Origin of the sequence: Acidicapsa acidisoli, assembly GCF_025685625.1 — a bacterium.
GTDB lineage: Bacteria > Acidobacteriota > Terriglobia > Terriglobales > Acidobacteriaceae > Acidicapsa > Acidicapsa acidisoli.
In genome coordinates, this window is record NZ_JAGSYI010000001.1 from 574326 (window position 1) to 598052 (window position 23727).

Here is a 23727-nt window from a genome sequence, read left to right on the forward strand (position 1 = left end):
GATTATTATACACTTGACACAGAAAGAGAATAGCGCGATACTTGAGATGTAGTCAAGAGGGCGCTATGAACTTGATAGACGTAAACGAAAAGTTCGCAACCGACGAGCAATGCTTGGTGTATCTGGAACAGATGCGCTGGCCGGATGGTATCGTTCTCTGCCCTGTATGTGGCTGCGACCGAATCAGCCGGATCACTCGCAAAGTCACCAAAGACACCGACAATAAGCGAGCGCAGCTTTACCAGTGCCTTGAGAAGACCTGCAAACAGCAATTCTCGGCTACCAGCGGAACGATCTTTAACGACTCGCATCTCCCATTGCACAAGTGGTTCATGGCTCTGGCGCTGGTCGTAGACGCGAAAAAGGGCATGAGCGCGAAGCAATTGCAGTCCCACTTGGGTATTGGCTCTTATCGCACAGCATGGTATCTGTGCCATCGCATCCGCAAGGCAATGGACGTGGATCAATCCGAGTTCCCTAAGATGACCGGCGTAGTGGAAATGGACGAAACCTATGTCGGTGGGAAAACGATTCGTCGGGGCAAGCAGGCGGGACGAGGAACAAGGAATAAAGACATCGTGGTTGCGATCCGTCAACGCGGTGGCCCGGTGCGCTTCATGCAGGCCGATTCAGTGCGCGCTGAAGACCTGAAAATGATCGCGGAAGCATACATCAGCGATGACGTCGAAATGATCGTTACGGATGACTTCAAGAGCTACCCGCTGGCCCTTAAGCGGTTCGAGGGAAAGCATCACCGCATCAACCATTCACTCGGTTACTATGTTCGCGGCGACGAAAACGAAATCCACACAAATACCGTAGAATCAGCGTTTTCTCTATTCAAACGCGGTCTAAATGGCAGCTATCACATAGTTTCAATAAAGCATCTTCACCGCTACTTAGCAGAGTTTGAATATCGCTTCAATGAACGCAAAAATGCAGATCGTTTCCAGAAGATTCTAGGCCGCATGATGCAGGCCGAACCTCTAGAGTACAAGGCTATTACTGCTTCGCCGGAGCAGGCTTAGGGGGGATTATCGTCCCGCCCGTCTTCTCACTTTTTATGGTCGTCGTCTTCTCATGCGGCGTGCTCATCATGCGATGCAACAAGCTGTCGAATTGCGACTTATCTACCTTCAAGGTTCACCTCTCTCCGGGTTTCTCCGGGTTTTTACGGAATTAGTAGGTAGTTATACCAGAATTCCACCTTATCCACATGAATTTGCACTTGCGAAACTACTCAAAAGGTGCTCATACTTAGAAGTTGCTTATTTTCAGTACCGAGGTGCAGACGCACGAAAACCCCTCTGCCAGGAGGGGTTCCGCGAAGAGGTCGGAGTTAAGGTCAACTACTAACGAACTGTCCTTAAACTACCTGCCAATCACTCTCAAGTCAATACCAATTCGCCGAAGCCTGAGGAAATCCCTGCTTACTAAGAGGGTTCCTCACAAAAACGGAGGGCGACTAGCAGGTGCTAGGTAGGGGATTTATACCCCCGAGTTCCCGGACAGGAATGGAGTTCGACTCTCCCGCCCTCCGCTGCTATAAAGGTAACGCACTTCCGCCGACATCAACAGGAGTTTCCCTTGGGGATCAAAAATCTACCGCTGGATTCGGGGAGAAAAATTGCCAAGATTTTCGAAGTATCGTTTGGATGGCAACCGCACCAAGGCAAGGGGCACATTGTCTTAACTCATCCACAAAAATCGCCTCACCTCTTTATCTCCATTCCAGATCACAAACACTGTGACCGGGCTCTACTCAAGTCAGAACTGCGGAAGGCGGGGATATCAGAGGACGATTTCTGCAGGGCTTATCACGGTCGTTAGACTGAGATTAGTTCAGGCCCCTTGAGACGAAAACACTCTTCATCGAGTTCTTCCGCAGGAATCCTATCCTGATGTTCGGCTTCGGATTCTGAGAAAAGCTGGCCGAGACGCACTAATAGGACTGACTGCATCGCATCGATGATATTTGCTCTCGCTTCATCCTTCGTCTTACCCTGAGACATACATCCGGGCAATTGGGGACACTCAGCAATGATGTATCCGTCTTCTCCCCGAGAGAATACAACACCTAAAACTGCCTCGGGAGTACTGACTACAACTTCTTGCTGGCGACGCGCAAACAATTTCTTAAACATGACACCCTCGTTACCAGACAGATTCGCAACTGTGGAAAGCGGAATCCTTGTGAAGCAAAACAATAGCACGTTAAATCGACAACGCTTGCACAATTTTAGACTCTATTGCAAGCGTAAGGTTTCAGAAATCCCACAATAGGGGCAGGAGGCGCATCATTCCCACTGCAATCAATTGCAGTGCTTAACATCTCCTAAGGTACTCTATTCGCTATAAAATCCGAGCGCGCTGCCCTGTCACGGTATCAATAGTGCAACATTTTCGGTGCATCTGTGTCAAGTGTATAATCGTCGCACGAGATTTTCCTTGACACAGATTACTCTACTTTGTAGAGTAATCTTCATTGAGGACTGCTCTAACGATTCAGAAGCCCTCTTCGGCAACACTCGGGAGGGTCCATGCAAATCGCAATCGCGTCGCGCAATTCATTGCAAAATGACCGCAATTCCACACGCCGGATGTTGAAATCGCCTGGCCGCCTTCCCTCCGCGTTTGGGCATATTCGCGGTCTGGCCGTCGCCGCGACGCTTCTCTGCTCCAGCGTGATCCTTCTCTCTCAGCAGCCGCCGGTTTCCAGCGGTGCTGATATGCAGCGCGAGGCGATGCGAAAGCTCAGCTTTCTGACTGGTCACTGGTCTGGCCCGGTCAGCATCGTCCGCGGACCTGGAGAACCGCTCCACCTCACGCAGACGGAGGAGATCGCGTACAAGCTCGATGGGCTGGTTTTGCTAATCGAGGGCGCAAGCCGCAACACAGAGGGCAAGACACTATTTAGCGCGCTGGCCACCGTTTCCTTTGACGAGGCCACCCACAGCTATCGATTCCGCGCTTACCACGACGGGCACTATGTCGATACGGAGCTCAGTGTGCTCGAGAACGGCTTCTCCTGGCGATTCGCGTCTGGTCCCGCTCATGTTGTCAACACGATGCACCTGACCGGCAAAGGAGAATGGGCCGAAGTCACGGAAGTTACGGTCGGCAGCAATCCGCCTATGCGCAGTGTCGATATGCTTCTTCAACATCAGCCCTGAAACAGGCACCTCTTGACCGTATACGCATCTCAAACGCACGCGCTCTCTGAATGCCAACTTCACCCTTTCCACCATTGCTCCAGAAGGAGAACCACCGTGACTACAAAAGCAGAACAACAGGAACTCACAAAACAGGAACTGGCAGCCAGGATCAACCTGATTGAAACCATGATTGCCGAAGGCCGACAGTCTACAGAGAGCTGGGGCTGGACATTTGTGCTCTGGGGTGTGGCCTATTACGTTGCCATTGCGTGGGCCTACTGGGGCAATACGTCGATCGCCTGGCCTGTAACAATGGTCACTGCGGGGCTGATCACGGCTTTGATCGCCTTGCGGCGCAGGGGTGACGGCCGCCCTGGAACCAACCTTGGCCGTTCGATGATCTCCGTTTGGATCTCGCTGGGGATCTCACTTTTTCTCTTTGGCATCTGCTCCGGCTTAAGCGGCCATGGCGATCAGAATGTCGTTGTTGCGGTCATCGCCACGATGCTGGGCATGGCCAACGCAACATCGAGCCTTACACTCCGCTGGAGGCCCCAATTTGCCTGCGCCGTCGTCTGGTGGGCTGCGGCCGTTCTATCGCTCTTCGGCACTGTCACCCAAAGCTCTATCGGCTTTCTGGTGGCTATCTTTCTCTGTCAGATCGTCTTCGGAAGCTACATGATGATCTCTGAAGCCCGCGAACGAAAGGGTGGCGAAAGAACATCTGGTGCAGCCCATGCCTGAAGAAGTAACAGAGTCCCCAACTGAATTGCCGGATCTGAATCCCGTCATCCACGGCAAGCTGCGCCTTGCTTTGCTGAGCCTGCTGTCTTCTGTGGAAGAGGCAGAATTCACATGGCTTCGCGCCAAGACCAACTCAACAGACGGCAACCTCGGCGCACAACTGCTCAAGCTCGAAGAGGCCGGATATGTGGCAGTCGAGAAGAAATTCGTGCTGAGAAAGCCGCAGACTATCTATCGCATGACGGAAGCGGGCAGGCAGGCGCTGACAGACTACGTCCAGGCGCTGAAGCAACTCTTGGGCGCAGCCATCAACGCATAGCCGCAGGAAAGGAACTTCGCCATGAAGAACACTCCCACCGCAAATCAGTTGACTGGCAGAGCGATCGGCTCGATCTTCTTCGCCGTCTTCGGCGCACTCTGGATCGTGCTCGCGCTCTACGCCAAGCAGCGATTGAATCTCACCACAGCGACATGGGTCGCGTCGGATTTCACCGTTCTGCTGGTGATGGCTCTCTGGCTTTTCCGTCAGGCACGGCGGTTTCCTAAATCGCCGGACGATCCGGCTCTATCGAAGGCCTTCAACCGCATCAATGCAATTCAGTTGGCAGCCGTCTGCATAACCGCATTCGCATTTGCCCGCTTGCATCTGGACGCTTATGTGTTGTGCGCCATCACCGCCATCGTCGGGCTGCACCTGTTTCCGCTGGCGCGACTCTTTCGCTATCCGCTGCACTACGTGACGGGAACCGCCCTGGTAGCATGGGCCGTTGCCAGCGCGGGACTGGTTCCTGCCGATCAACTGCAAGGCACCTGTGCGCTGGGGACTGGCATATTGTTATGGCTGAGCGCCTTTGTTACGCTGGCGATCGCTGCAACAATCGCGCGGCGCGCCAGCACAGGCTACGCCGCACGCCAAAACACTGCGGGGATTTAACTTCAAGGCCTGGAACCGGTTTAAGTAACGCGCTTAAATGTGGCAGCTCGCCAGCCCACGCTTTTCCAGATACCGTTGGTGGTAGTCTTCGGCTTTCCAGAAAGTTTGCGCAGGTTCGATCTTCGTCACAATCTTCCTCGGGGCGAAGCTGCCCGTAGCCGTAAGCTCGGCAATCTTCGCCTCAGCTTCAGCTTTTTGCGCGTCGGAATGGACAAAGATCGCTGAACGGTACTGCGTGCCCCAGTCCGGTCCCTGACGGTTCAACTGGGTCGGGTCGTGCAGGGAGAAAAAGGCGTCCAGGAGTTGCCCGTAGCTCACGCGCTGCGGGTCAAAATCCACCTCGACCACCTCGGCATGACCCGTTGCGTCAGTGCAGACATCCTTGTAAGTCGGCGCCTGGGTCTTGCCGCCCTCGTACCCTACCGCCGTCGCCGCGACACCGGGGATATTGGCGAATGCGACCTCGACACCCCAGAAACAACCCGCTCCAAACGTTGCTTTCTCCATCTTCCTGCCCTCTTTCTTCGGTCATCCGACGATTAGATGGTTCGCCGCGATCTAAGTTTCAGCGTGGCGTTTCAGTGCGGCCTGCCGCGACTATTCAGACTTCTTCGGTTTTGGCTTGGGGCGACCCTTATTCTTCCCCGTAAACGAGTTGCGCCATCGTTCTTTCACCCGTGGCTCACCATCCGGACCCGTCTTTCCCGGACCTGTTCTGCCACCCGCTCCTGGCTTCGCTCCAAAGGGTTTTTTCGCTGGCCCACCTGCGGGCCTGAGTCCGGTTCGGCTGCCAGAACCAGGGCGATACTCCCGAGGACGATCCTCGCCTGCGCCGGTTGGCCGGCCAGTTGGTCGACCAGTTGTCCGGGAAGGGCGACCCGCTCTCGAAGGCGGTCCGTCTCCGCGCGGCGTGAACTGCGCAGGGCGTTCCCCGGAATTAGGGCGCGAATCTCCACCCGGACGGAATTCACGGCGGGGCCGGAATTCTCCAGATCTCGTGTCGGTCCTTCCTTCGGCCCTGCCAACGCCTGGCCGATTCCCGGCGGGACGCCCTGCCGGCCGGAACGGCTTGCCCCCTGCTTCACCGCTTGACGGACGATCCGTGCGGGGACGAAAGCCGCGATCTCCGGACGGAGGCCCATCTGCGCGAGGCCGGAATGGCCGGTTGCCTGGTGTTGCTGAACGATCCGACTGTGGCAGAAACGGGCGTTCTCCGCCGGCTGGTCTTCCGCCTGCTGGGCGAAATGGCCTCCCGGTGGGCCGGTCAAATCCGCCGGTCCGTGGTGTTTTTTCGCGCGGCTTGTCCTCGACCGGCTCGATCCGGAAACCGGGGGTCTTGCTGCGCGGGACAAAATCATCGTCGTCTGCCGGAGGGGCTGGCCGAAACGGCTTTCCCGCTCCGAAGGACTTGCCGGGACGGTCTGACCGCTCCGGTCTTTCTGATCGAAAAGCAGGCTTGCTGCCCGATCTCCCTTCGCTTCGGAAGGCTGGTTTCGCGCCGGTGCGGAATCCCGGCTTGAAGTCGGGATTGAAATCTGACCGCTGACGCGCGGGCTTGTCGTCAAACTCCGGCTCAACCGGGCCTGCTTTGCGCGGTGGCAACACGTAGTCCGTCACCGGCGGTTCGACTCGGCGAGACTTGCCAGCAAATCCCGGCCTGCCACCGAACTCGGGCTTCCCGCCCGTCTTGAAGCCGGGCTTGAATTCTGGCTTGAATCCGGATTTGAACCCAGCGTTGCCGCCAGACTTGAACTCTGGCCTGCCGGTCGACCTAGGCCCCGCGACACCCTCGACCCTCGGCCCGGATTTGAATCCTGGCTTGAATCCAGTTTTGAATTCCGGCTTTGCTTCCTTACTGAATTCCTTGGTGTAATCCCTGCTCACCCTCGTGTCACGGCGCGGCTCGAACCCCGGCTTGCCATCCGCTTTCTTGTACCGGACTGTCTTCCCCGCAACCGTTGGCAGTTGCGCCGGAGCCGGCCCACGCCGACGCCGGGTTTTCAGCTTGCCTTCCGAAGCCAACCGCAGCGAATGAACCTCCTCGGGTTCCAGTTCCCGCAGCTTGCCGGGCTCAAGGTCGAGAATCAGTGGACCGTAGCCCACGCGGCGAATCTTCTCCACATGATGCCCGATCTCCTCGAACATCTTGCGCAGTTCGCGATTTCGGCCCTCGATCACGATCACTTCAAACCAGGGATTGTCGCCCTGACGCACCTGGCGTATCTGTGCGGGCGCTGTGCGAACCCGACCCGATCCGGTGCCGGGCCTTCCGCGCTCGATCACCACGCCCGTGCGCAGCGTATCGAGAGCCTCTTCGGTCGGTTCTCCGGCAACCTTGACCAGATAGGTCTTTTCCACGCCCGAGGAAGCCTTGGTCAGCTTGTTGGCCAGCTCGCCGTCATTGGTGACAAGCAGCAATCCCTCGCTCAGGTAATCGAGCCTGCCGACCGGATAGAGACGTTCCCGCTCCGTGGCGAAGAACTGCATGACAGTCGGCCGCCCTTCGGGATCGCTCACGGTGGTCACGAAACCCTTCGGCTTGTTTAGGACGAAGTAGCGAATTCGCTCCGGCCCCTGAAGCAGCTTGCCGTCTACGCGCACATGGTCTCGCGTGGGATCAGCCTTGGTTCCCAGTTCCATGACGACCTTGCCGTTGATTTGAACGCGACCGCCGAGGATCAGCTCTTCCGCCTTGCGTCGCGAGGATATTCCGGCCTTTGCGAGAATTTTCTGCAACCGCTCCAGCTTGGGCTCCGGGCCTTTCTGCGTTGCGGCTTCTGTGGTGTCGTCGTCTGCGGCCTCAATCTCAGCCGCAGGCTTTTCGACTGTCTGGGCGTTTTTCTTCGCTGGCTTTTCCGCTTCAGGAGCTTCCGCCGATGCTGTTTCCGGCTCTACAACCTCAGGCTCGCTCTCGGACGGTTTTGCCTTCTTCGCCGACACCTTCTTGGCTGGCTTAACTGGCTCAACTGGCTTGTCTGGGACTGTGGCACTTTCTGGCGCCGCCTCGACCGCAGATTGCGGCGCGGCGGGCTCGACCGCTTCGGCTACTTTCTTCTTGCGCGTCTTGGCTTTGGGCTTGGCCTCTGTCACCAGTTCATTTTCATCATGGATTATTGCATCCGTGGCAGGAGTGCCTTCAGGATCGGACGTCATTGCTTAACCTCAACCTATTTCTGCGTTCTGTCTCTCGACGAGCGCGTGTGCATGCGCTGCCACCTTAGAAGACGGCGCGGCGGGAATGAATCCATACGTGGATAGATGTGTAGATGCGGCGCAGGATCTTTCCGGTTCTTCTGTTTCCTGCGCCGTCTTCGCTTAGTTTGACTTGGACAGATCGCCTGAAGTCCGGTGAGCCTGAAGCTCATTGGACTTGGTGAAATCGCCTCCCGTTGTATCGTTGCTGGTCGCGGCAACATTTGGTTTCGTAAGATCGCCACCGGTGTTATCCGTACTCGAAGGCGCATCGTTGGATTTCGACAAATCCCCGCCTGTGCTGTCTGCTTCGGTAAACAATTCGCCGCTCTGCTCGACCGGTTCTGCCTGTTCCTCGTCCATTGGCTCCTCCTCCATCGATTCTTCGCTTAACTCCATGGCCGCCATCTTTTCGAACTCCTCCATTGAAGGCAGTTCGTTCAGATCCTTCAATCCAAAACGCAGCAGGAACTCCTTGGTCGTCTTGTACTGCATTGGCCGCCCAATCACCTGCTTGCGGCCAGCGGTGGCGATTAGTTTGCGGCTCATGAGCGAACCCAGCACGCCTGCGGAATCGACGCCGCGGATCTCACCCACCTCGGGCGCAGTGACCGGCTGCTTATAGGCAATCACCGCCAGAGTTTCTAGCGCCGGCAGCGAGAGCTTCATCGGCGGCTTCAGACTCTTCACAAAGGCGCGCACTGCGTCGTGGATCTCCGGCTTGGTGCCCATGCGGAAGCCGCCGGCAATTTCGCGAATCTCTAGGCCCCGGCTGTCCTGAGCGTACTCGGCAATCAACTCATCCAAAATGCTACGCAGGATCTCGCGAACCTCGCGATCGCGCTTGCGTTCGAGTCGCCTGGCTTCGAGCGCCGGGTCGGTAATTTCGGCAACCGTCGTTTCGGGCTCGGGCTCGGACGGAGCTGTCTGCTCTGACATTTCCGGCTCCGGCGCAGGGAGGCTGTCTGATTCGGATTCGGAAACTTCAGGTTCGGCAGCCTCGGCAACCATTGATTCAGGCTCAGCCGGAGTTGGCTGTTCAGAGGTTTCAGCCTCAGGCAGGGGAAGGCTGTCTGATTCAGGTTCGGGAACCTCAAATTCGGGGACTTCAGATGCAGCCGGTTCCGTCTCGACTTCCTGTTCGACAGATTCAGACTGGGGTTCAGCTTCCACAACTTCAACAAGATCCGCCAGTTCGAGAGTGGAATCGGATGGCCCTGGTTCTCCGGCCTGTTCTACTGCGGATTCGACGCTTGTGGCGAGTTTTAGGTTCTCCGCGTCCCGCTCCGCTTTCCAGGCGAAGGCGTCTTCGGCAAACAACACGGCGAGCTGCGCGAGAGTCACCGGCTCCTCGGCAGCATAGATCACAGCTTCCAGCTTTGCTTTCAGGCTCATTCGTTTAGACAGGCACCTTAGGTATGGTACCGGAATCAAAGCTTCCCTGCGGGATCTGCCCAAAGCAAAACGGGCGTCCAGAATTTCGGACGCCCGTTTTGCCTATCGCGTGGCTTAAGAACCGAACTGCCGGAAGAGCCAGAACAGGCCACCGGAGAGCAGCGCGGCGGCCGGCAGGGTGAATACCCAGGCCATCGCAATGGAACGGAGCGTGGACCATTGCAACCCGCTTCCATTCGCCACCATCGTTCCGGCAATGCCGGAACTGAGCACATGGGTGGTGCTGACCGGCAGGCCGAAATTGTCGGCTGCGATGATGGTCGCCATCGCCACAAGCTCGGCCGAAGCGCCCTGAGCATACGTCAGGTGATCCTTGCCGATCTTTTCGCCGACTGTCACGACAATTCGCTTCCACCCGACCATCGTGCCCATGCCGAGCGCCAGCGCCACGGCAATCTTCACCCAGAGCGGAATGAATTTTGTCGCGACATCCAGCTTCTTCTGGTAATTGCCCAGAACCTGGTCTTCCTGATCGGTGAAGACAGGATTGTGCTTCTTGTGCATGATGCTCAGCGCCGTGCTAGCCACATACATATCGTTGCGAACGTTCTGCTGGTCGCGGGGCGGAACAGCCTTCAGTTCCTTGTACAGACCGACTTCGTGGCTGATGTCTTCCACGAGCTCGCGCAGGGCAACCATGGTGTTGGGGGTGAAGTTCTTGGTCTTGATGAAATCGGTGACGTCGGCGCGCGGATCGCCCATGATGGCGTTCTTGTCGACATGGCTGGTCAGGATTCCGGACACCTGATTGGAAACCGCGACGAAATCGACCACTTGCGAGCCAGATACAGCATGGTTCAACGCGTATGCGGTGGGCACGGTTCCGATGAGGATGAGCATGATCAGGCCCATACCCTTCTGACCGTCATTCGAGCCGTGCCCAAAGCTGACACCGGTACAGGTAAGTACCAGCAGCGCGCGAATAATGAACGGCGGCGGCTCCTCGCCCTTGGGCGCTGTAAACAGCGCGGGATAATTGACCAGCTTCTTGACCAGCACCATCAGTAACCAGGCAACGCCAAAGCCGACGAGCGGGGAAATGAGCAGCACCCGGAAGACCTTGACGACCTGGTCCCAGTCGACACCAGCGGTGCCGTTGTTGCCGGCCATGAGTTGGTTTGCGATACCGACACCGATGATCGAACCGACCATGGTGTGCGAGCTGGATGCCGGCAAACCCAGAGCCCAGGTGCTCAGGTTCCAGAGAATCGCGGCAATCAGCAGCGCGAACACCATCGCGAATCCGGCGCCGGAGCTGACCTGCAGAATCAATTCCACGGGCAGAAGAGTGATGACGGCATAAGCGACCGCACCGCTGGACGTGAGCACGCCGATCAGGTTCCAGCACCCGGACCAGACCACGGCGACGTGAGGCTCAAGGGTGTGGGTATAGATGACGGTGGCCACTGCGTTGGCGGTATCGTGGAATCCGTTGACGAATTCGAAACCGAGCGCAATCAGAAGCGCAACCGCCAGAAGGACATACGGCCAGACACTCACAATTTGGACGTGGCCCATGTCACTTACGATGTTGAATCCGCAATATGCCAGACCGCCCAGAATGACGGCAGCGAAGATCAGACCTCCGACAAGGCCGGGGCCTTTTTTCATTTTTTTGTCGAGCAGAGAGGTCCCTGACTCGGCCGTTGCTACAGTTGACATTCTTTCTCCCCCCAAGTTACACAACACTCGGACGCTAACAGGGCAATCATTGCCAGAGTGTGAATTAGGAGGTGGGCCTTTTATGAATATTTAATGAATACGCGAAGCGGCGTAGCGATCTCTTCTCCGCTGATCTAATGCTCAATTCGGTGGCCAGGCTCGGTCTACAGCTTGATTCGATTACGAACGAACCACTCGGTTAATTGCTCTTCGGTGATGGTACCCGCAGCAAGCCCATAAAAGGTGAGATAGGTCTCTGCTTTATCCGCCTCGATCCGGATGCCATTCAGTCTGAGGAAGGTAATTGACGCAATGAGTGCGGTCCGTTTGTTGCCGTCCACAAATGGATGATTGGTTGCGATGCCAAACGCATAGGCGGCTGCCATCCGTTCCAGCGAAGGCTCCGTTTCTGAGTAGGCGAACAGATTCTTTGGCCGCGCGAGCGCTGATTCAAGCATGCCAAGGTCGCGGATGCCCGAAGGTCCGCCATGCTCGGCCAAAGATTCCTCGTGCGCGGCAATCACGACCCGCTGCTGAACCCAGATTGGCTCCATTGCTACTCGGCCAGTTTGCGCAGGACATCGCGATTGTCCCGCATCACCTCGCGGGCAACGTCCATCTGAGCGGCGAATGCTTCGTCATAGGGAACGAGATGGATGCCGTCGCGGGTCTGGGTGATGTACAGGCTGTCGCCCTTTTGTACATGCATGTGCGAAAGAATTTCCTTTGGCAGCACGATACCGGCGGAGTTGCCAACTGTTGTGATTTTGACCGCAGTAGCCATAAAAGCCCCTCTGACTCATTATAACATTCGTTCTACCGGACTTATCTTTAACTTTTAACGCCAGTCATCGTGAGCGCGAGTGGAGATTTCGTTGATCACGGTCTCGAATTCGCTGTGCTTTTTGATGAAAATCTCGCTGAAGTTGCGGTCCTGATTGAGCAGGATGGCCTGTAGGCGTACGAGTTCCAGCAGGGCCAGGAACATGGCCACGAGTGCGCGCTGGGAGCGAGTGTTGCCCAACAAACGGTGCAGTGAGACGGGGCGGTCTTCCATTGTCAGTCGGCGGCCGAGGAATTGGATCATCTGGCCTACGGTGACTTGATCTTCCTCGACATTGAAGACGGGGCGGCTGCGGGCGCGTTCCAGGATACTGCTGAAAATGCGCGCGAGATCGCCGGTGTCGGCTGCGATCTCCGGTTCGGCGCCGGCATCGTCTTTGAATTCCTTCATGCCGGGGTTGGTCCACGAGGCGGCTTCGAGCATCTGCTTCTGCTGAAGCATCTGCGCGGCGTTCTTAAACCGCTCGTGTTCCAGAAGTCGCTCGACCAATTCGCGGCGAGGATCTTCTACCGCGTCTTCGGGACCGGACGCCGCGCGCGGAAGCAGCATCTTGCTCTTGATGTGGATGAGCAACGACGCCATGTAGATGAACTCACCCGCTACATCCACGTCGGTCGATTTGAGCCGCTCGACGTAGCCGAGGAACTGCGCGGTGATGCGCGCGATGGGGATGTCGTAGATGTCGATGTCCTGCTTGCGGATCAGATCGAGCAGCAGGTCCATCGGGCCGTCGTAGACCTGGCCCACGGTCACCGAGAATGGGAAGGCCTGGGGATCTTCGGGCTGGTTCTTCTTGTTCGCTGCGGACTTTTCGGATTTATCGGATTTGCCCGGCTTTTCCGGTGGAACTGGTTTCGGCGTCAGGACAAGGACGGGCGCGGGCTTGGCGGATGGCTCTGTCCCTTGATTGTCGGCGACAGTTTCCGGATTTGTGGGTTGTTCGGTCAATTTTGTTTCTTCTTCCATTCAAGCGTGGCCCTTAGCCAATGGGCATTTGCATCGCGGCATCTATTTCCCGCATTGTCTGTGCTGCGCGGCGTTGGGCGCGTACGGAGCCGGCTTCGATGATTTCGACAGCCTGGGCGGCTGTGTACCGGGAGCGGCGCTCCTGAATTGGGGCAAGAATCTGAACTAGAGAGTCGGCGGCCCAGCCTTTGCATTGAATACAGCCGATTCCGGCAGAGCGACAGCCCGTATAGACTTCGACCAGCTTTTCAGGAGTTGAGAAGAGCTTATGAAGGTCGCCAACCGGGCATTTGTCCGGATCGCCAGGGTCGCTGCGGCGGATTCTGGCCGGGTCGGTGACCATGGTCTTCAGCTTTTGCCGCACTTCGGCTTCCGTATCGGTCAGTTGGATCGTGTTGCCGTAGCTCTTGGACATCTTTCGGCCGTCTGTGCCGGGCAGCTTGGGCGAGGGCGTAAGCAGGACCTGCGGCTCGGGGAGCACTTCCCTGCCATCCAACTTATAGAACTGGTTGAAACGGCGAGCAATCTCGCGGGTCAGTTCCACGTGAACAACCTGATCCTGGCCGACAGGAACGAATTGCGGCTGATAAATCAAAATGTCGGCAGACTGGAGCAGAGGGTATCCGAGAAAACCGTAGGTCGACAGATCCTTGCCGGTGATGTTTTCCTGCTGCTCCTTATAAGTGGGCACACGCTCCAACCAGCTAACGGGGGTGATCATGCTGAAGAGCAGGTGCAGCTTCGAGTGTTCGAGAACTTTGCTTTGCAGGAACAGAACGCTGTTTTCCGGGTCGAGTCCGGCGCCGAGAAAGTCGAGCGCGACTTCTTCAATGTTGTCCATCACTTTGGAAGTGTCAGCGTAGTCCGTCGTCAGAGCGTGCCAGTCGGCGATGAAGAAGTAGCATTCGTAATCCTGCTGGAGCTTGACCCAGTTGGCCAGCGCGCCCATGTAGTTGCCTAGATGGAGCTTGCCGGTGGGGCGCATGCCGCTGAGTACGCGGGGACGGGAGCTGGGGATGGTGGGAATATCGATGCTCAGAGCAGTTTCCGGAGAGATGTGTCTCTTGTTTATTGTACCGGGACGAGTTGCGACCGGTTCAGGCTACAATGGCTCGACGATTCAACGCCTATGGCAACTGCGAACCAACTCCCGACCGATGACCCGATTTTCGCGCGCCTTCAGGACCAGCTCTTCTGGTACAGCCAGAAGAGCCGCCAGGCGCGGAAGGCCTTCAAGCGTATCAAAGTGATAGAGATTGTAGCCGCAGCACTGATTCCGTTCCTAACTGAGTACATTTCGCCAGGAGTTATTAGCACTATTCGAGGGCTAGCTGTGCTAATCACCGTGCTGGAAGCGATTTTGCATTTCAACCACTATGAGGAAAACTGGCTCTCCTATGGGGCGGTAGCGGAATCGCTGAAACGTGAGAAGTTCATGTTTCTGGCTAAAGCCGGGCCTTATGCCAGCGCCTCCGACCCACGCGTGGCGCTGGCAGAACGGATCGAGGCAGTGATGGCTCAGGAGAGCACGCAGTGGAAGGCTGGGGTTGGATCATAGGACACGCGGAAGTTGATTGAATGCTCAGTGACACCGATCGGCGTCGGCCGAAGATGCTTGAACGACTATTTTCTTGAGCATCTTGGTTCAGGTGTGACCGCCTACACGGGTCCAAACATGCGTCTGGAGGGGATGGGTTCTCTAAATTTGAGAAGCGCAGTCCCTCAGAGTGATGATGATCAGGCGAATTTCAATGTTTTAAGATTCTCGCTCAACGAAATCTGACCAACTATGTCCGACGTTTCTTCTGACCCATCCCGCTTTCGAAGCATGGGCAATAAAGCATGATCCCTGCAATTGGCTCAGCGAAATTCCTTGGTTAGTTCCAGACGATTCTCGAGGATCTTTGGTTCGCTCTGACCTTTTGGGTGCCTGGTGTTCCTGACCGTAACGGTCAGCCCGGAGTCTGTCACGCGCATCCGAATAACTACGCTGCGTTGCGATTTGACTTCCTCGGGATTGTTTCGGAGGTCCCAGCTTTCGGTTATCAGTTCGTCGCCATTGAGCTTCGCATGATGCATGCCCCAATCGCACAGATCCGGCTGGCACCTTCCCCAGGCATTCACCTCAAATCTTCCCGGGGCATCCGCCGGATTGGCGGAGACTCGCAGCCGAATCAGATTATCGCCCACTTCGGGCGTTTCTGCATCCTGCCAGTCTCCCACAAAAGCCGCGCCCGGAACTGTAACCGGAGGCGTCGGCCCAGGTTGGGGATTCGGGGTTGGGTTGTTGTGCGTAACCGCGAAGATAACAACGGCCAATACGATTGCAGCCGCGACTCCAACACCGGCAAACAGCGGAAGCCTGGATTTCCGGGGCGGATTGTCGTGTGGAATGTCGCGCGCACTGTCCGGTGCGGAAGGGGGCGTCTGCGGTGCGGGCAGTTGTACGGGGACGGTGGCGTGAACCGTCTCGGTTTCATGATCTTTTTTGACGGTGACGTAGCTTTTGAGCGCGCCAATTAATAGAGCTACGTCGGAATTCCACCGGGCGTGGGTGATTTCGACGCTGTTGCGATAGCGCAGGTCTTTCAAATCGTCGGGAAGCTGATCCAGCGCCGGCATTTTGGCGCCATGTACGAGGACCGGGATGACCGGAATGCTGCGGGCGAGCGCGGAAGCAATCTCCAGACGCACAAAATCATTAGAGTCATTGATGCGGTGGTTGCCGCTGGAGTCGGTGACGGACGCCCACGACGGGCCGATCACGGCGAGCAGAACGCCGCAACTAGAGACATTCGCATCGATAGCTTTGCGGAAGTCGAGTCCGGGCTCGATTCCGGCCACGTCCATGAAGACGCTGTCGTCCCCGTAGGCGCGCACCAGATCGTCAAAGAGCCGCCCGGTTTCGCCCTCTGAATCGTCGCGGCGGTAGCTGATGAAGATTGCACGCCCCTGCAGACTCCCGGCGCTGGGCTTTTGATCCTCTGGCATGTGTCTGGTTGCTCCCGAGCCAGAATAGGCTGAGTTGATCTGATCGGCAACGGGAAACTACAGATGAAATGATATTTAAGGGACGACGGCGTATTTTTTGCCGAATAAGCGGAGTTTTTGCAGGGTGACGGCAGCCTGGCCGGAATCGATGGCTTCGGCAGCGCGGGCCACGCCTTCCTGGAGATCCTCGGCCAGACCTGCGGCCACCAGCGCCGCGGCGGCGTTGAAGAGCACAATATTGCGGCGAGGCCCCGGGATGCCGGTGAGGATGTCGTAAAGAATGCTGGCGCTGTCCTTCGCAAAATCAGGCCCATCGCCACCGGAAAGCTCTTCCAGAGTGGCGCGTGGGAGACCGGCCATTTCAGGAGTGATGCGGGCGGCCTTGATGGGGGTCTCGGCGGCAGGTTCGACGCGGACTGTAACGGATTCGCCGGTGAGGGTCAGTTCATCGAGGCCATCGAGGCCATGGACCACGAAAGCACGGCGCGTGGTTTGTAGCTCAAGTAAAGTGCGTGCGATGAGCAAGGCGCGGCTGGGAGCGAGGACTCCGATGACCTGGGCGCGAGCGCCTGCGGGATTGGTGAGAGGACCGCAAAGGTTGAAGATCGTGCGGAATCCAAGGGCGGTGCGCAATGGCGCGACGGCTTTCATCGCGGGATGGAGCATGGGCGCATAGAGAAAGACGAAACCGGTTTCGCGCAGACACTCGGCTGCCAGATCAGGCGGCAGCGTAATCGGAACTCCCAGAGCTTCCAGAACGTCCGCCGATCCGCAACGGGAGGTCACGGCGCGGTTGCCGTGCTTGGCGACAAGAGCACCGGCGGCTGCGGCAACGAGCGCCGCGCCGGTGGAGATGTTAAATGTGGCCGGTCCGCCGCCGCCCGTGCCGCAGGTGTCCACAAGCCGGTTGCGCTCTTCCTCAGTAAGTGAAATAGGCGTTGCGCGGGCACGCATTTCTTCGACAAAGCCGGCGAGTTCGGGGGCGAGTTCCCCGCGCGTGGCGAGCGCGGTGAGCAAAGCGGCGGTTTCGACATCGGGAACTTGTTGGTCGAGGATAGCGGCCAGGGCGGCGCGGGATTGTTCGCGGGTGAGGGGTGCGCCGTCTTCGGCAAGCGGCTTGAGCAGGGCTTTCAATGTGGACAACTGGAGAATCCTCGCAATTCTTATCGTCCTCCTTATCGTATAGGCCGTGTACACCATCGCGGTATCGCGGTTTGCGACACCTTTGCCGCGTCCGATAGTATTTGATTGCTTATGACGGCATCTCACGCGAATGCCTGTGAGATCAAATTTGAGTTTCAGGGGCGAGCAGCCCGAAACAGCACACCTTGATCTAGAGAGCCCAACCCGACAATGAAAATTCATGAATATCAGGCAAAAACGATCCTGGCGAAGTACGGTGTGCCCGTGCCCCGGGGTGAGGTAGCAAACACGCTGCCGGAAGCTGCGGAAGCGGCGCGAACCCTGCTGGCGAATGGCGCTTCCGGGGTGGTGGTAAAGGCGCAGATTCATGCCGGAGGCCGCGGCAAAGGCGGCGGCGTAAAAGTCGTGCGCGATCTGGTGGCCGCGGAAGAAGCCGCCAAGGCCATTCTTGGCATGCAACTGGTGACGCACCAGACCGGTCCGCAGGGGCAGAAGGTGCAGCGGTTGCTGGTGGAAGAGACCGCGGCGATCGATCGCGAACTCTATCTCGGCATCGTGCTGGACCGGGCCACGGGCAAGCTGGTGTTTATGGCTTCGCAGGCCGGCGGCATGGAGATTGAAGAGGTCGCGGCCAAGGATCCGGATGCGATCTACAAGGAAGAGATTGACCCGGTGATCGGGCTCGCCGCATATCAGGGACGCAAGCTGGCTTTTGCGCTGGGGCTGAAGCCTTCGCAGGTCAATCAGGCTGTCGGCTTCTTCCAGAGCCTGTACAAGGCATTTATCGAGACGGATGCTTCGCTTGTGGAGATCAATCCCTTCATTACGACCAAGGATGACAAGCTTTTTGCGTTGGACGCGAAGATGACCTTTGACGACAATGCGCTCTTCCGGCATCCGGAGATCAAGGCGCTGCGCGATGTGGCCGAGGAAGATCCGCTGGAAGTGGAAGCGAGCAAGTATTCGCTGAACTACATCAAGCTCGATGGCTCGATTGCCTGCATGGTCAACGGTGCGGGCTTGGCGATGGCGACGATGGACATCATTCAGTACGCAGGCGGAAGCCCGGCGAACTTTCTGGATGTGGGCGGCGGCGCTACGCAGGAGCAGATCGAGCATGCTTTCGAGATTCTGCTTTCGGACAAGAACGTGAAGGCCATCTTCATCAATATCTTTGGTGGCATTCTGCGCGTGGACCGGCTGGCGACTGGTGTGGTCGCCGCTGCGCGCAATCTCAATGTCACGGTGCCGATTGTGCTGCGGCTAGAAGGCACCAATGTCGAGGAGGGCCGGAAGATATTGAAAGAATCAGGCTTGAACTTTGAAGTAGGCGCAACGATGAAAGAGGCTGCTGACCTTGTAGTTGCAGCAGCAAAGGCGGTGGCATAAATGGCAGTCTTAGTCGATAAAAACACTCGATTAATCGTGCAGGGAATTACCGGCAAAGAGGGCACCTTTCACGCCAAGGGTGCGGCGGAATATGGCACCAATGTTGTTGGCGGCGTGACTCCCGGCAAGGGTGGAACGACGCATGAGGGCTGGCCGGTCTTCAATACTGTCGCCGAGGCTGTCGAAAAGACGGGCGCGAATGCGACGGTGATCTTTGTGCCGCCGCCGTTTGCTGCCGATGCGATTCTCGAAGCTGAGGACGCGGAGATTCCGCTGATCGTCGCTATTACCGAGGGCATTCCGACGCTGGACATGGTGAAGGTCTGGGCCAAAATCAAAGGCTCGTCATCACGTCTGATCGGACCGAACTGCCCTGGCGTGATTTCGCCGGGCAAGGCCAAGATCGGCATCATGCCTGCGCGCATTCACCTCGAAGGCTCGGTGGGCATCGTTTCGAAGTCGGGGACTCTGACTTACGAGGCTGTCCATCAATTGACGCAGCGCGGGATTGGGCAATCGACCGCAATCGGCATCGGCGGCGATCCGATCATTGGAACCACGCATATTGATGCGCTGCGGCTGTTGAATGACGATCCCGAGACTGAAGCGATCATCATGATCGGCGAGATTGGCGGAGCGGCTGAAGAAGCTGCTGCGGAGTTCGTCAAGGCGCATGTGAAGAAGCCAGTGGTGGGTTTTATCGCCGGGCAGACGGCTCCTCCGGGACGGCGCATGGGCCATGCCGGCGCGATCATCTCAGGCGGACAGGGCACGGCTGCTGAAAAGATGAAATCCATGACGGATGCGGGCATTCATGTTGTTGTTTCTCCCGCCGACATCGGAGCAAAGCTCGCTGAAGTCATCGGCAAAGCGTAGCATTTGAAAATGAAGCAAAATTGAAGAGGCCCTCCAAGTTGAGGGCCTCTTCGTTTTTGCTGGTGACATCAACATTGCGGCTCTCGCTTCGAAGACCGCCTCTTACCTTTTCGCCACGATTCTCTGACGGAACGGAAGATCCCGCCCACGCCTTCTAGCAGCGGGAGATCTAAGTCAAGGCCGTCCATCCACCAACAGATCAGAAGAGTCGTTCCAATCAATAGCACTGCCAGCAAAGTTGCTGGTACAACCCATCCGTAGGCTTCGAAAGCACTGTAAATCGCTGACGCCGCTGAGTCTTTCAATCCTTCGAGTTGAGAACTACCATCAGCGGACATACGCGCGCTCAGTGACCACTAATCGCGTTACGAAAACTTCAGAACAAGAGTTCCCCATTCAAGCTCGATTTTCTTCAAATCATGGCCTTCTACCAAACGCGGCATGGTTTGGGACTAACCATCTTTTGCGAAGCCTTGCAGGAGAAACTCTTCGCGAACTCCGGCAGGTCCTGAAGGATGGCGTTTGTGCGGTATTCGTCCGGCGCATGAGGGTCGGTTAAAGCACGAGAGCGCAGGTCTTCCTGGCGCGTTTGGGTGCACCATTGCTGGGCGTAGGCGATCCAGAAACGCTGCTCGGGGGTGTAGCCGTCGGTCTTCGCGGCCATATCGAGATGCGCGGCTTCGGCCTTTTCCTGCCATGCTATCCAGGCCAGCCAGAGGCCGCCCAGATCGGCGAGATTTTCGCCCTCGGTGAGTTTGCCGTTCAGATGCACGCCGGGCACGGACTCGATGGCGTCATATTGCTTGACCATGCAGTCGGCGCGGTCGGTGAACTTTGACTCATCGTCCTTGGTCCACCAGTTCTTGAGATTGCCGGTGGCATCGAACTGGCGGCCCTCGTCGTCGAAGCCGTGGGTTAGTTCATGGCCGATGGTCGATCCCATATCGCCGTAGTTGGCTGCGTCGTCTTCCTTGCCGCTGAAAAAGGGCGGCTGCAGATAACCTGCGGGGAAATTGACGTTGTTCTGTTGCGGATCGTAGTAGGCGTTGACAGTGGGCGGGGTCATCTCCCACTCACCTTTATCGACAGGCTTGCCGATCTTGGCCAAGTCGCGCGCGTGTTCGAACTCGTGCGCGCGAATCTGGTTGCCTATGGCGTCCCCGCGAACGATCTCCAGTTTTGAGTAATCGCGCCACTTATCGGGGTAGCCGATCTTGTTCATGACGCCGTGCAGCTTTTCCTTGGCGCGGACCTTGGTTTCTGCGCTCATCCAATCGAGAGAATCGATGTCCTTATCCATGGCCTGCTCGATGGCCAGCGTCATATCCAGCGTGCGCTGCTTTTCTGCAGGCGGGAAATAGTGGTCGACATAGACCTTGCCCAGAGCCTCGCCCATCTCCAAGTCGACGCGGCTGGTGCAGCGCTTCCAGCGCTCCTGCTGCTTCTCGGCGCCGTTCAGCGTGTGGGCATAGAAGTTCCAGTTCTCCTGATCGAAGCTCTCGGGAAGGCTTGTACCGGCGAAAGCGTGGAGCAGGTGCCAGCGCAGGTAGACCTTGATCTGGTCAAGGGAGGTGTCGGCTACGACCGTGTTGAAGGCCGCATAAAACTTCGGCTCGGTATCGTTCATTTTGCCGGTGGCAGGCGCATGATCGGCCGTCATGTAGGTTGCCAGCGAGAAATGTGGCAGCATCGCGGACATGGCGGCCAAATCCGTGGGGTGGTTCAGGTTCTGCGGGTCGCGCTGTTCGGTGACGGTGAGCGACGCCTCAGCCAAACGGGTTTCGATGGCGAGAACGGTTTGCGCATCCTTCGCCGCCCGGGCGTCGGGCTCTCCCGCGAGTTGCAGGATCTTTTTTACGTGGGCTACGTACTGCTGGCGCTGCTCGACAGACTTGGCGTCGGTTCGGGTGTAGTAATCCCGCTCGGGCAGTCCCAGACCGGCGGCGTAGAAGGTCGCGATGACCGAGGCTGAGTCGGCGTAGTCCTGCGCTGCCCCCATGCCGAAGAATGCATTGACGCCAATCGTTTGAAGATGCGCGAGGAGTGCCGGCAGTTCGGCTTTATTCTTCAGCGCGGCGATGCGATCCAGCTCAGGCTGCAGCGGGGCAATGCCCTTCTGGTTAATCCCTGCCACATCCATACAGCTGGCATATTCATCCCCGATTTTCTGTTCGTTGACGGACCGCGTGCCGTTGGTTGTGGATGCCTCTACGAGGATCTGCTTCAGATGCAGGCGATTCAGCTCGTATAGCTCGGTGAAGCGGCCGTATGAGGTCTGATCGGCGGGCAGCGGATTGCGTTTGAACCATCCCTTGCAGGAGAACTGGTAGAAGTTGTCGCAAGGGTCGACCGAGGTATCAATCAGCGAAGGATCAAACACCCGCAGCTCATGGGCAGGCGCGGGGGCATCCGCTGGCGCAGCGGGCTGCTGGCTCACCGCGGGAAATGCGGCCAGGAACAGGATCGAGCATGCCAGAAGACTGCCGGAAGACGGAAAATGCACTGGAGAATTCGAACAAATCCGAAGCATGTTCAAGACTCTAGCAGACCGAAGGGGCAACTTTATACGTCTGCGCAAATCGCCAATTACAATGGATGGGAAACGCAATTTGAAGCAAGGAGCAAGTCCAGTGTCGCAACGCACTTTCAGCATCATCAAGCCGGACGCGGTTCGGAAGGGTTACACGGCCGCTATTCTGGCGGAGATCGAAAAGGCTGGTTTCCAGATCGCCTCGATCAAAAAACAGTCGATCTCAAAGCCTCAGGCGGAGGGCTTTTATGCGGTCCACAGCGCGCGTCCGTTTTTCGATTCGCTCACGACGTTCATGTCCTCCGGGCCAATCGTTCTCTTGGTTCTCGAGAAGGAAAATGCGATTGCCGATCTGAGAAAGCTCATGGGAGCGACTAATCCGGCGAACGCCGAAGAGGGAACGATTCGCAAGAAGTACGCAGGGTCGATTGAAGAGAATGCGATCCATGGTTCGGACGCGCCGGAGACGGCGGCCTTTGAAATCGGATACTGGTTCGCTGGTTACGAGCTGGTTTAGGGCATTTCCCGCATAACCTGCGCATCTAAGTGAAACGCATCGCGTGGCCGTTCCTTAATCGAGCGGCCACGCGATACTTGTTTCTATCCTCTTTCATATGGCCTGTCGCGGGCTAAGCGTCTACCGTCGTGCAACCCATGATTACATCCGCGCAGCGTTGGACCGACTGATGGCGCATGTAATAGGCGTGAGCGGCATCGGCAATCTGCTGCATTCCCGCATCCGTTGTGCTGCCATCCCTGCTTACAAAACTCGAAATGCTTTCCGCCAGCACGTAGGGAAGGTAGGGCGGGGCAGGAATGTTTCTCGGTTCCAGTTCTACAACGATTGGAACAAGGGCATGCGCCTGGTACGCGGCGATGATGCCGGACTTCTCCCACACGTCAGGCCAGTAGCCAACGACTCCCGCGATGCTGTCTGCCATCAGCTCGCTGAGATGGTCTTCATCCATCCAGCCGGTGCTGCGGACTTCTGCGCCTGCGAGCGCGGCGGGGAGATCCGGGCTGCGCCCCGATCCGACATCAACGACCTTCTCGATGCGCAATATTCGACAGATATTTTCCAGCACACGGCGATGCTCCCGGTACAGCCGGTTACGCGTAACGAGCTGTCCGAAGATCACCATCTGTCTCGATCGCTGTTTCAGAGGCTGGAGAGCTTCCGGTTCGCCGATATTGGAGAAGATGGGGATCTTGATCAGCTCGCAACCGGCCTTGTTCATGGCCTCCAGACGCTGCATGTACTTGGCGTTTGAACTGAATGCGACACTGGCGTTGCTCAGCAGCTGGTCCACGCTCTCCCGTTGCTGGCGGTTGGTCCAGAAAGCCCGCTGCCATGGCATTCCCGAGGCGTAGAGCTCATGAAAGAAAACCAGCATGCGTGTATCGGCTGCGATTTCCACCATCTCACGGACAAATTCCAGCGGCTCGCCGGTGCGCGAGTACCCGTAGGGACCGTAGTGCAGCAGCACGCAATCGAACTTTTCGAGACGCAGCAACCGGTCGACCTCTTCAATAAGAGCGGAGGCGGACGGCTCCGCGGAATAGGAAAACGTGTTGGGGTGAATCTCGCCGGAATCGAATGGCTTCGATGGGGTGCGATAGACAACGAAGTGGCTGCGAAGGTTACTACGCTGCCAAAGCGCCGTTCCTAAGCGACGCGCGAAATCACCCATCCCATCTATGGTTGGTTTGAAACCTGAGACGATCTGGAGTATCGACCTGTTTGGCCTGTTTGGCATCTCGTCCTTGTCCTGGTCCAGGGTCCGGGGATGAAGTGCGGCTAGTAGTGCGGCACCAGTGCGGCACGTGCCAGCGACACTTTGATTGT

The 23727-nt window shown here is 57.3% G+C and carries 22 protein-coding genes; 9 read left to right on the top strand and 13 right to left on the bottom strand.

What is annotated here, in order from left to right; genetic code table 11:
* Nucleotides 1-65 precede the first annotated feature (65 nt).
* The gene (locus OHL23_RS02335; RefSeq protein ID WP_263350163.1) at nucleotides 66-1028 is read left to right on the top strand and encodes an IS1595 family transposase; all 963 of its coding nucleotides are present in this window, start codon (nucleotides 66-68) and stop codon (nucleotides 1026-1028) included.
* Nucleotides 1029-1826: 798 nt separating this feature from the next.
* Here the strand turns inward: OHL23_RS02335 and OHL23_RS02340 are convergent.
* Nucleotides 1827-2144, bottom strand: coding sequence for a type II toxin-antitoxin system HicB family antitoxin (locus tag OHL23_RS02340; protein WP_263350164.1), 318 nt, complete (start codon nucleotides 2142-2144; stop codon nucleotides 1827-1829).
* 396 nt (nucleotides 2145-2540) lie between these two features.
* Between OHL23_RS02340 and OHL23_RS02345 the strand changes: the two genes are divergently transcribed.
* From OHL23_RS02345 to OHL23_RS02360, 4 genes are all read left to right on the top strand, one after another.
* Nucleotides 2541-3173 (top strand): hypothetical protein, encoded by a 633-nt coding sequence (locus OHL23_RS02345; protein WP_263350165.1) that lies wholly within the window; start codon nucleotides 2541-2543, stop codon nucleotides 3171-3173.
* 96 nt (nucleotides 3174-3269) lie between these two features.
* The gene (locus tag OHL23_RS02350; RefSeq protein ID WP_263350166.1) at nucleotides 3270-3899 is read left to right on the top strand and encodes a hypothetical protein; all 630 of its coding nucleotides are present in this window, start codon (nucleotides 3270-3272) and stop codon (nucleotides 3897-3899) included.
* Entirely contained in the window at nucleotides 3892-4218 is a 327-nt protein-coding gene (locus tag OHL23_RS02355) for a winged helix-turn-helix domain-containing protein (protein WP_263350167.1), read from the top strand. The genes OHL23_RS02350 and OHL23_RS02355 overlap by 8 nt, the downstream gene beginning before the upstream one ends.
* A 21-nt stretch (nucleotides 4219-4239) precedes the next feature.
* Nucleotides 4240-4833, top strand: coding sequence for a hypothetical protein (locus OHL23_RS02360; RefSeq protein WP_263350168.1), 594 nt, complete (start codon nucleotides 4240-4242; stop codon nucleotides 4831-4833).
* 33 nt (nucleotides 4834-4866) lie between these two features.
* Here OHL23_RS02360 and msrA read toward each other — a convergent pair whose 3' ends face one another.
* The 8 genes from msrA to trpS form a co-directional block, all read right to left on the bottom strand.
* Nucleotides 4867-5340 (bottom strand): peptide-methionine (S)-S-oxide reductase MsrA, encoded by a 474-nt coding sequence (msrA, locus tag OHL23_RS02365; RefSeq protein WP_263350169.1) that lies wholly within the window; start codon nucleotides 5338-5340, stop codon nucleotides 4867-4869.
* Nucleotides 5341-5430: 90 nt separating this feature from the next.
* Nucleotides 5431-7986, bottom strand: a complete 2556-nt coding sequence (locus OHL23_RS02370) for a pseudouridine synthase (protein WP_263350170.1) — start codon at nucleotides 7984-7986, stop codon at nucleotides 5431-5433.
* A 162-nt stretch (nucleotides 7987-8148) separates the two neighbouring features.
* A complete protein-coding gene (gene scpB, locus OHL23_RS02375; RefSeq protein ID WP_263350171.1) occupies nucleotides 8149-9420 on the bottom strand; it encodes an SMC-Scp complex subunit ScpB in 1272 nt (423 codons plus the stop codon).
* A gap of 114 nt (nucleotides 9421-9534) precedes the next feature.
* Nucleotides 9535-11142, bottom strand: coding sequence for an inorganic phosphate transporter (locus OHL23_RS02380; protein WP_263350172.1), 1608 nt, complete (start codon nucleotides 11140-11142; stop codon nucleotides 9535-9537).
* Nucleotides 11143-11306: 164 nt separating this feature from the next.
* Nucleotides 11307-11696 carry a type II toxin-antitoxin system death-on-curing family toxin gene (locus OHL23_RS02385; protein ID WP_263350173.1) on the bottom strand — a complete coding sequence of 130 codons (390 nt, stop codon included), beginning with the start codon at nucleotides 11694-11696 and terminating at the stop codon, nucleotides 11307-11309.
* A gap of 2 nt (nucleotides 11697-11698) precedes the next feature.
* On the bottom strand, nucleotides 11699-11926 hold the full coding sequence (locus OHL23_RS02390; protein ID WP_263350174.1) for an AbrB/MazE/SpoVT family DNA-binding domain-containing protein: 228 nt from the start codon (nucleotides 11924-11926) through the stop codon (nucleotides 11699-11701).
* A 54-nt stretch (nucleotides 11927-11980) separates the two neighbouring features.
* Nucleotides 11981-12934, bottom strand: a complete 954-nt coding sequence (locus tag OHL23_RS02395; protein WP_263350175.1) for a segregation/condensation protein A — start codon at nucleotides 12932-12934, stop codon at nucleotides 11981-11983.
* Nucleotides 12935-12965: 31 nt separating this feature from the next.
* Entirely contained in the window at nucleotides 12966-13979 is a 1014-nt protein-coding gene (gene trpS, locus OHL23_RS02400; RefSeq protein ID WP_263351700.1) for a tryptophan--tRNA ligase, read from the bottom strand.
* Nucleotides 13980-14081: 102 nt separating this feature from the next.
* Here trpS and OHL23_RS02405 point away from each other — a divergent pair, with 102 nt between their 5' ends.
* Nucleotides 14082-14510 carry a DUF4231 domain-containing protein gene (locus OHL23_RS02405; RefSeq protein ID WP_263350176.1) on the top strand — a complete coding sequence of 143 codons (429 nt, stop codon included), beginning with the start codon at nucleotides 14082-14084 and terminating at the stop codon, nucleotides 14508-14510.
* A gap of 302 nt (nucleotides 14511-14812) precedes the next feature.
* On the opposite strand, the gene OHL23_RS02410 is transcribed toward OHL23_RS02405, so the two are convergent.
* Both OHL23_RS02410 and trpD read right to left on the bottom strand, forming a co-directional pair.
* The gene (locus tag OHL23_RS02410) at nucleotides 14813-15943 is read right to left on the bottom strand and encodes a toll/interleukin-1 receptor domain-containing protein (RefSeq protein WP_263350177.1); all 1131 of its coding nucleotides are present in this window, start codon (nucleotides 15941-15943) and stop codon (nucleotides 14813-14815) included.
* Nucleotides 15944-16018: 75 nt separating this feature from the next.
* Complete coding sequence (gene trpD, locus OHL23_RS02415) at nucleotides 16019-17086, bottom strand: anthranilate phosphoribosyltransferase (RefSeq protein ID WP_263350178.1); 1068 nt, start codon at nucleotides 17084-17086, stop codon at nucleotides 16019-16021.
* Nucleotides 17087-17296: 210 nt separating this feature from the next.
* On the opposite strand from trpD, the gene sucC reads away from it, so the two are divergent.
* Both sucC and sucD read left to right on the top strand, forming a co-directional pair.
* Nucleotides 17297-18475, top strand: a complete 1179-nt coding sequence (gene sucC, locus OHL23_RS02420) for an ADP-forming succinate--CoA ligase subunit beta (RefSeq protein WP_263350179.1) — start codon at nucleotides 17297-17299, stop codon at nucleotides 18473-18475.
* Nucleotides 18476-19351 carry a succinate--CoA ligase subunit alpha gene (gene sucD / locus OHL23_RS02425; protein ID WP_263350180.1) on the top strand — a complete coding sequence of 292 codons (876 nt, stop codon included), beginning with the start codon at nucleotides 18476-18478 and terminating at the stop codon, nucleotides 19349-19351.
* 427 nt (nucleotides 19352-19778) lie between these two features.
* On the opposite strand, the gene OHL23_RS02430 is transcribed toward sucD, so the two are convergent.
* Entirely contained in the window at nucleotides 19779-21881 is a 2103-nt protein-coding gene (locus OHL23_RS02430) for a M13 family metallopeptidase (RefSeq protein WP_263350181.1), read from the bottom strand.
* A 100-nt stretch (nucleotides 21882-21981) separates the two neighbouring features.
* On the opposite strand from OHL23_RS02430, the gene ndk reads away from it, so the two are divergent.
* On the top strand, nucleotides 21982-22398 hold the full coding sequence (gene ndk, locus OHL23_RS02435) for a nucleoside-diphosphate kinase (protein ID WP_263350182.1): 417 nt from the start codon (nucleotides 21982-21984) through the stop codon (nucleotides 22396-22398).
* A gap of 112 nt (nucleotides 22399-22510) precedes the next feature.
* Here ndk and OHL23_RS02440 read toward each other — a convergent pair whose 3' ends face one another.
* Nucleotides 22511-23638 (bottom strand): glycosyltransferase family protein, encoded by a 1128-nt coding sequence (locus tag OHL23_RS02440; protein ID WP_263350183.1) that lies wholly within the window; start codon nucleotides 23636-23638, stop codon nucleotides 22511-22513.
* Nucleotides 23639-23727 lie beyond the last annotated feature (89 nt).

What these genes read in the sequence shown, in the direction of transcription:
- scpB (WP_263350171.1), bottom strand. Translation starts at nt 9,420, where the DNA reads ATGAGCCTGAAAGCAAAGCTGGAAGCTGTGATCTATGCTGCCGAGGAG.
- OHL23_RS02390 (WP_263350174.1), bottom strand. Translation starts at nt 11,926, where the DNA reads ATGGCTACTGCGGTCAAAATCACAACAGTTGGCAACTCCGCCGGTATC.
- OHL23_RS02410 (WP_263350177.1), bottom strand. Translation starts at nt 15,943, where the DNA reads ATGCCAGAGGATCAAAAGCCCAGCGCCGGGAGTCTGCAGGGGCGTGCA.
- OHL23_RS02360 (WP_263350168.1), top strand. Translation starts at nt 4,240, where the DNA reads ATGAAGAACACTCCCACCGCAAATCAGTTGACTGGCAGAGCGATCGGC.
- OHL23_RS02340 (WP_263350164.1), bottom strand. Translation starts at nt 2,144, where the DNA reads ATGTTTAAGAAATTGTTTGCGCGTCGCCAGCAAGAAGTTGTAGTCAGT.
- OHL23_RS02345 (WP_263350165.1), top strand. Translation starts at nt 2,541, where the DNA reads ATGCAAATCGCAATCGCGTCGCGCAATTCATTGCAAAATGACCGCAAT.
- OHL23_RS02335 (WP_263350163.1), top strand. Translation starts at nt 66, where the DNA reads ATGAACTTGATAGACGTAAACGAAAAGTTCGCAACCGACGAGCAATGC.
- OHL23_RS02370 (WP_263350170.1), bottom strand. Translation starts at nt 7,986, where the DNA reads ATGACGTCCGATCCTGAAGGCACTCCTGCCACGGATGCAATAATCCAT.
- msrA (WP_263350169.1), bottom strand. Translation starts at nt 5,340, where the DNA reads ATGGAGAAAGCAACGTTTGGAGCGGGTTGTTTCTGGGGTGTCGAGGTC.
- sucC (WP_263350179.1), top strand. Translation starts at nt 17,297, where the DNA reads ATGAAAATTCATGAATATCAGGCAAAAACGATCCTGGCGAAGTACGGT.
- OHL23_RS02380 (WP_263350172.1), bottom strand. Translation starts at nt 11,142, where the DNA reads ATGTCAACTGTAGCAACGGCCGAGTCAGGGACCTCTCTGCTCGACAAA.
- OHL23_RS02355 (WP_263350167.1), top strand. Translation starts at nt 3,892, where the DNA reads ATGCCTGAAGAAGTAACAGAGTCCCCAACTGAATTGCCGGATCTGAAT.
- sucD (WP_263350180.1), top strand. Translation starts at nt 18,476, where the DNA reads ATGGCAGTCTTAGTCGATAAAAACACTCGATTAATCGTGCAGGGAATT.
- OHL23_RS02405 (WP_263350176.1), top strand. Translation starts at nt 14,082, where the DNA reads ATGGCAACTGCGAACCAACTCCCGACCGATGACCCGATTTTCGCGCGC.
- OHL23_RS02440 (WP_263350183.1), bottom strand. Translation starts at nt 23,638, where the DNA reads ATGCCAAACAGGCCAAACAGGTCGATACTCCAGATCGTCTCAGGTTTC.
- OHL23_RS02385 (WP_263350173.1), bottom strand. Translation starts at nt 11,696, where the DNA reads ATGGAGCCAATCTGGGTTCAGCAGCGGGTCGTGATTGCCGCGCACGAG.
- OHL23_RS02430 (WP_263350181.1), bottom strand. Translation starts at nt 21,881, where the DNA reads ATGCTTCGGATTTGTTCGAATTCTCCAGTGCATTTTCCGTCTTCCGGC.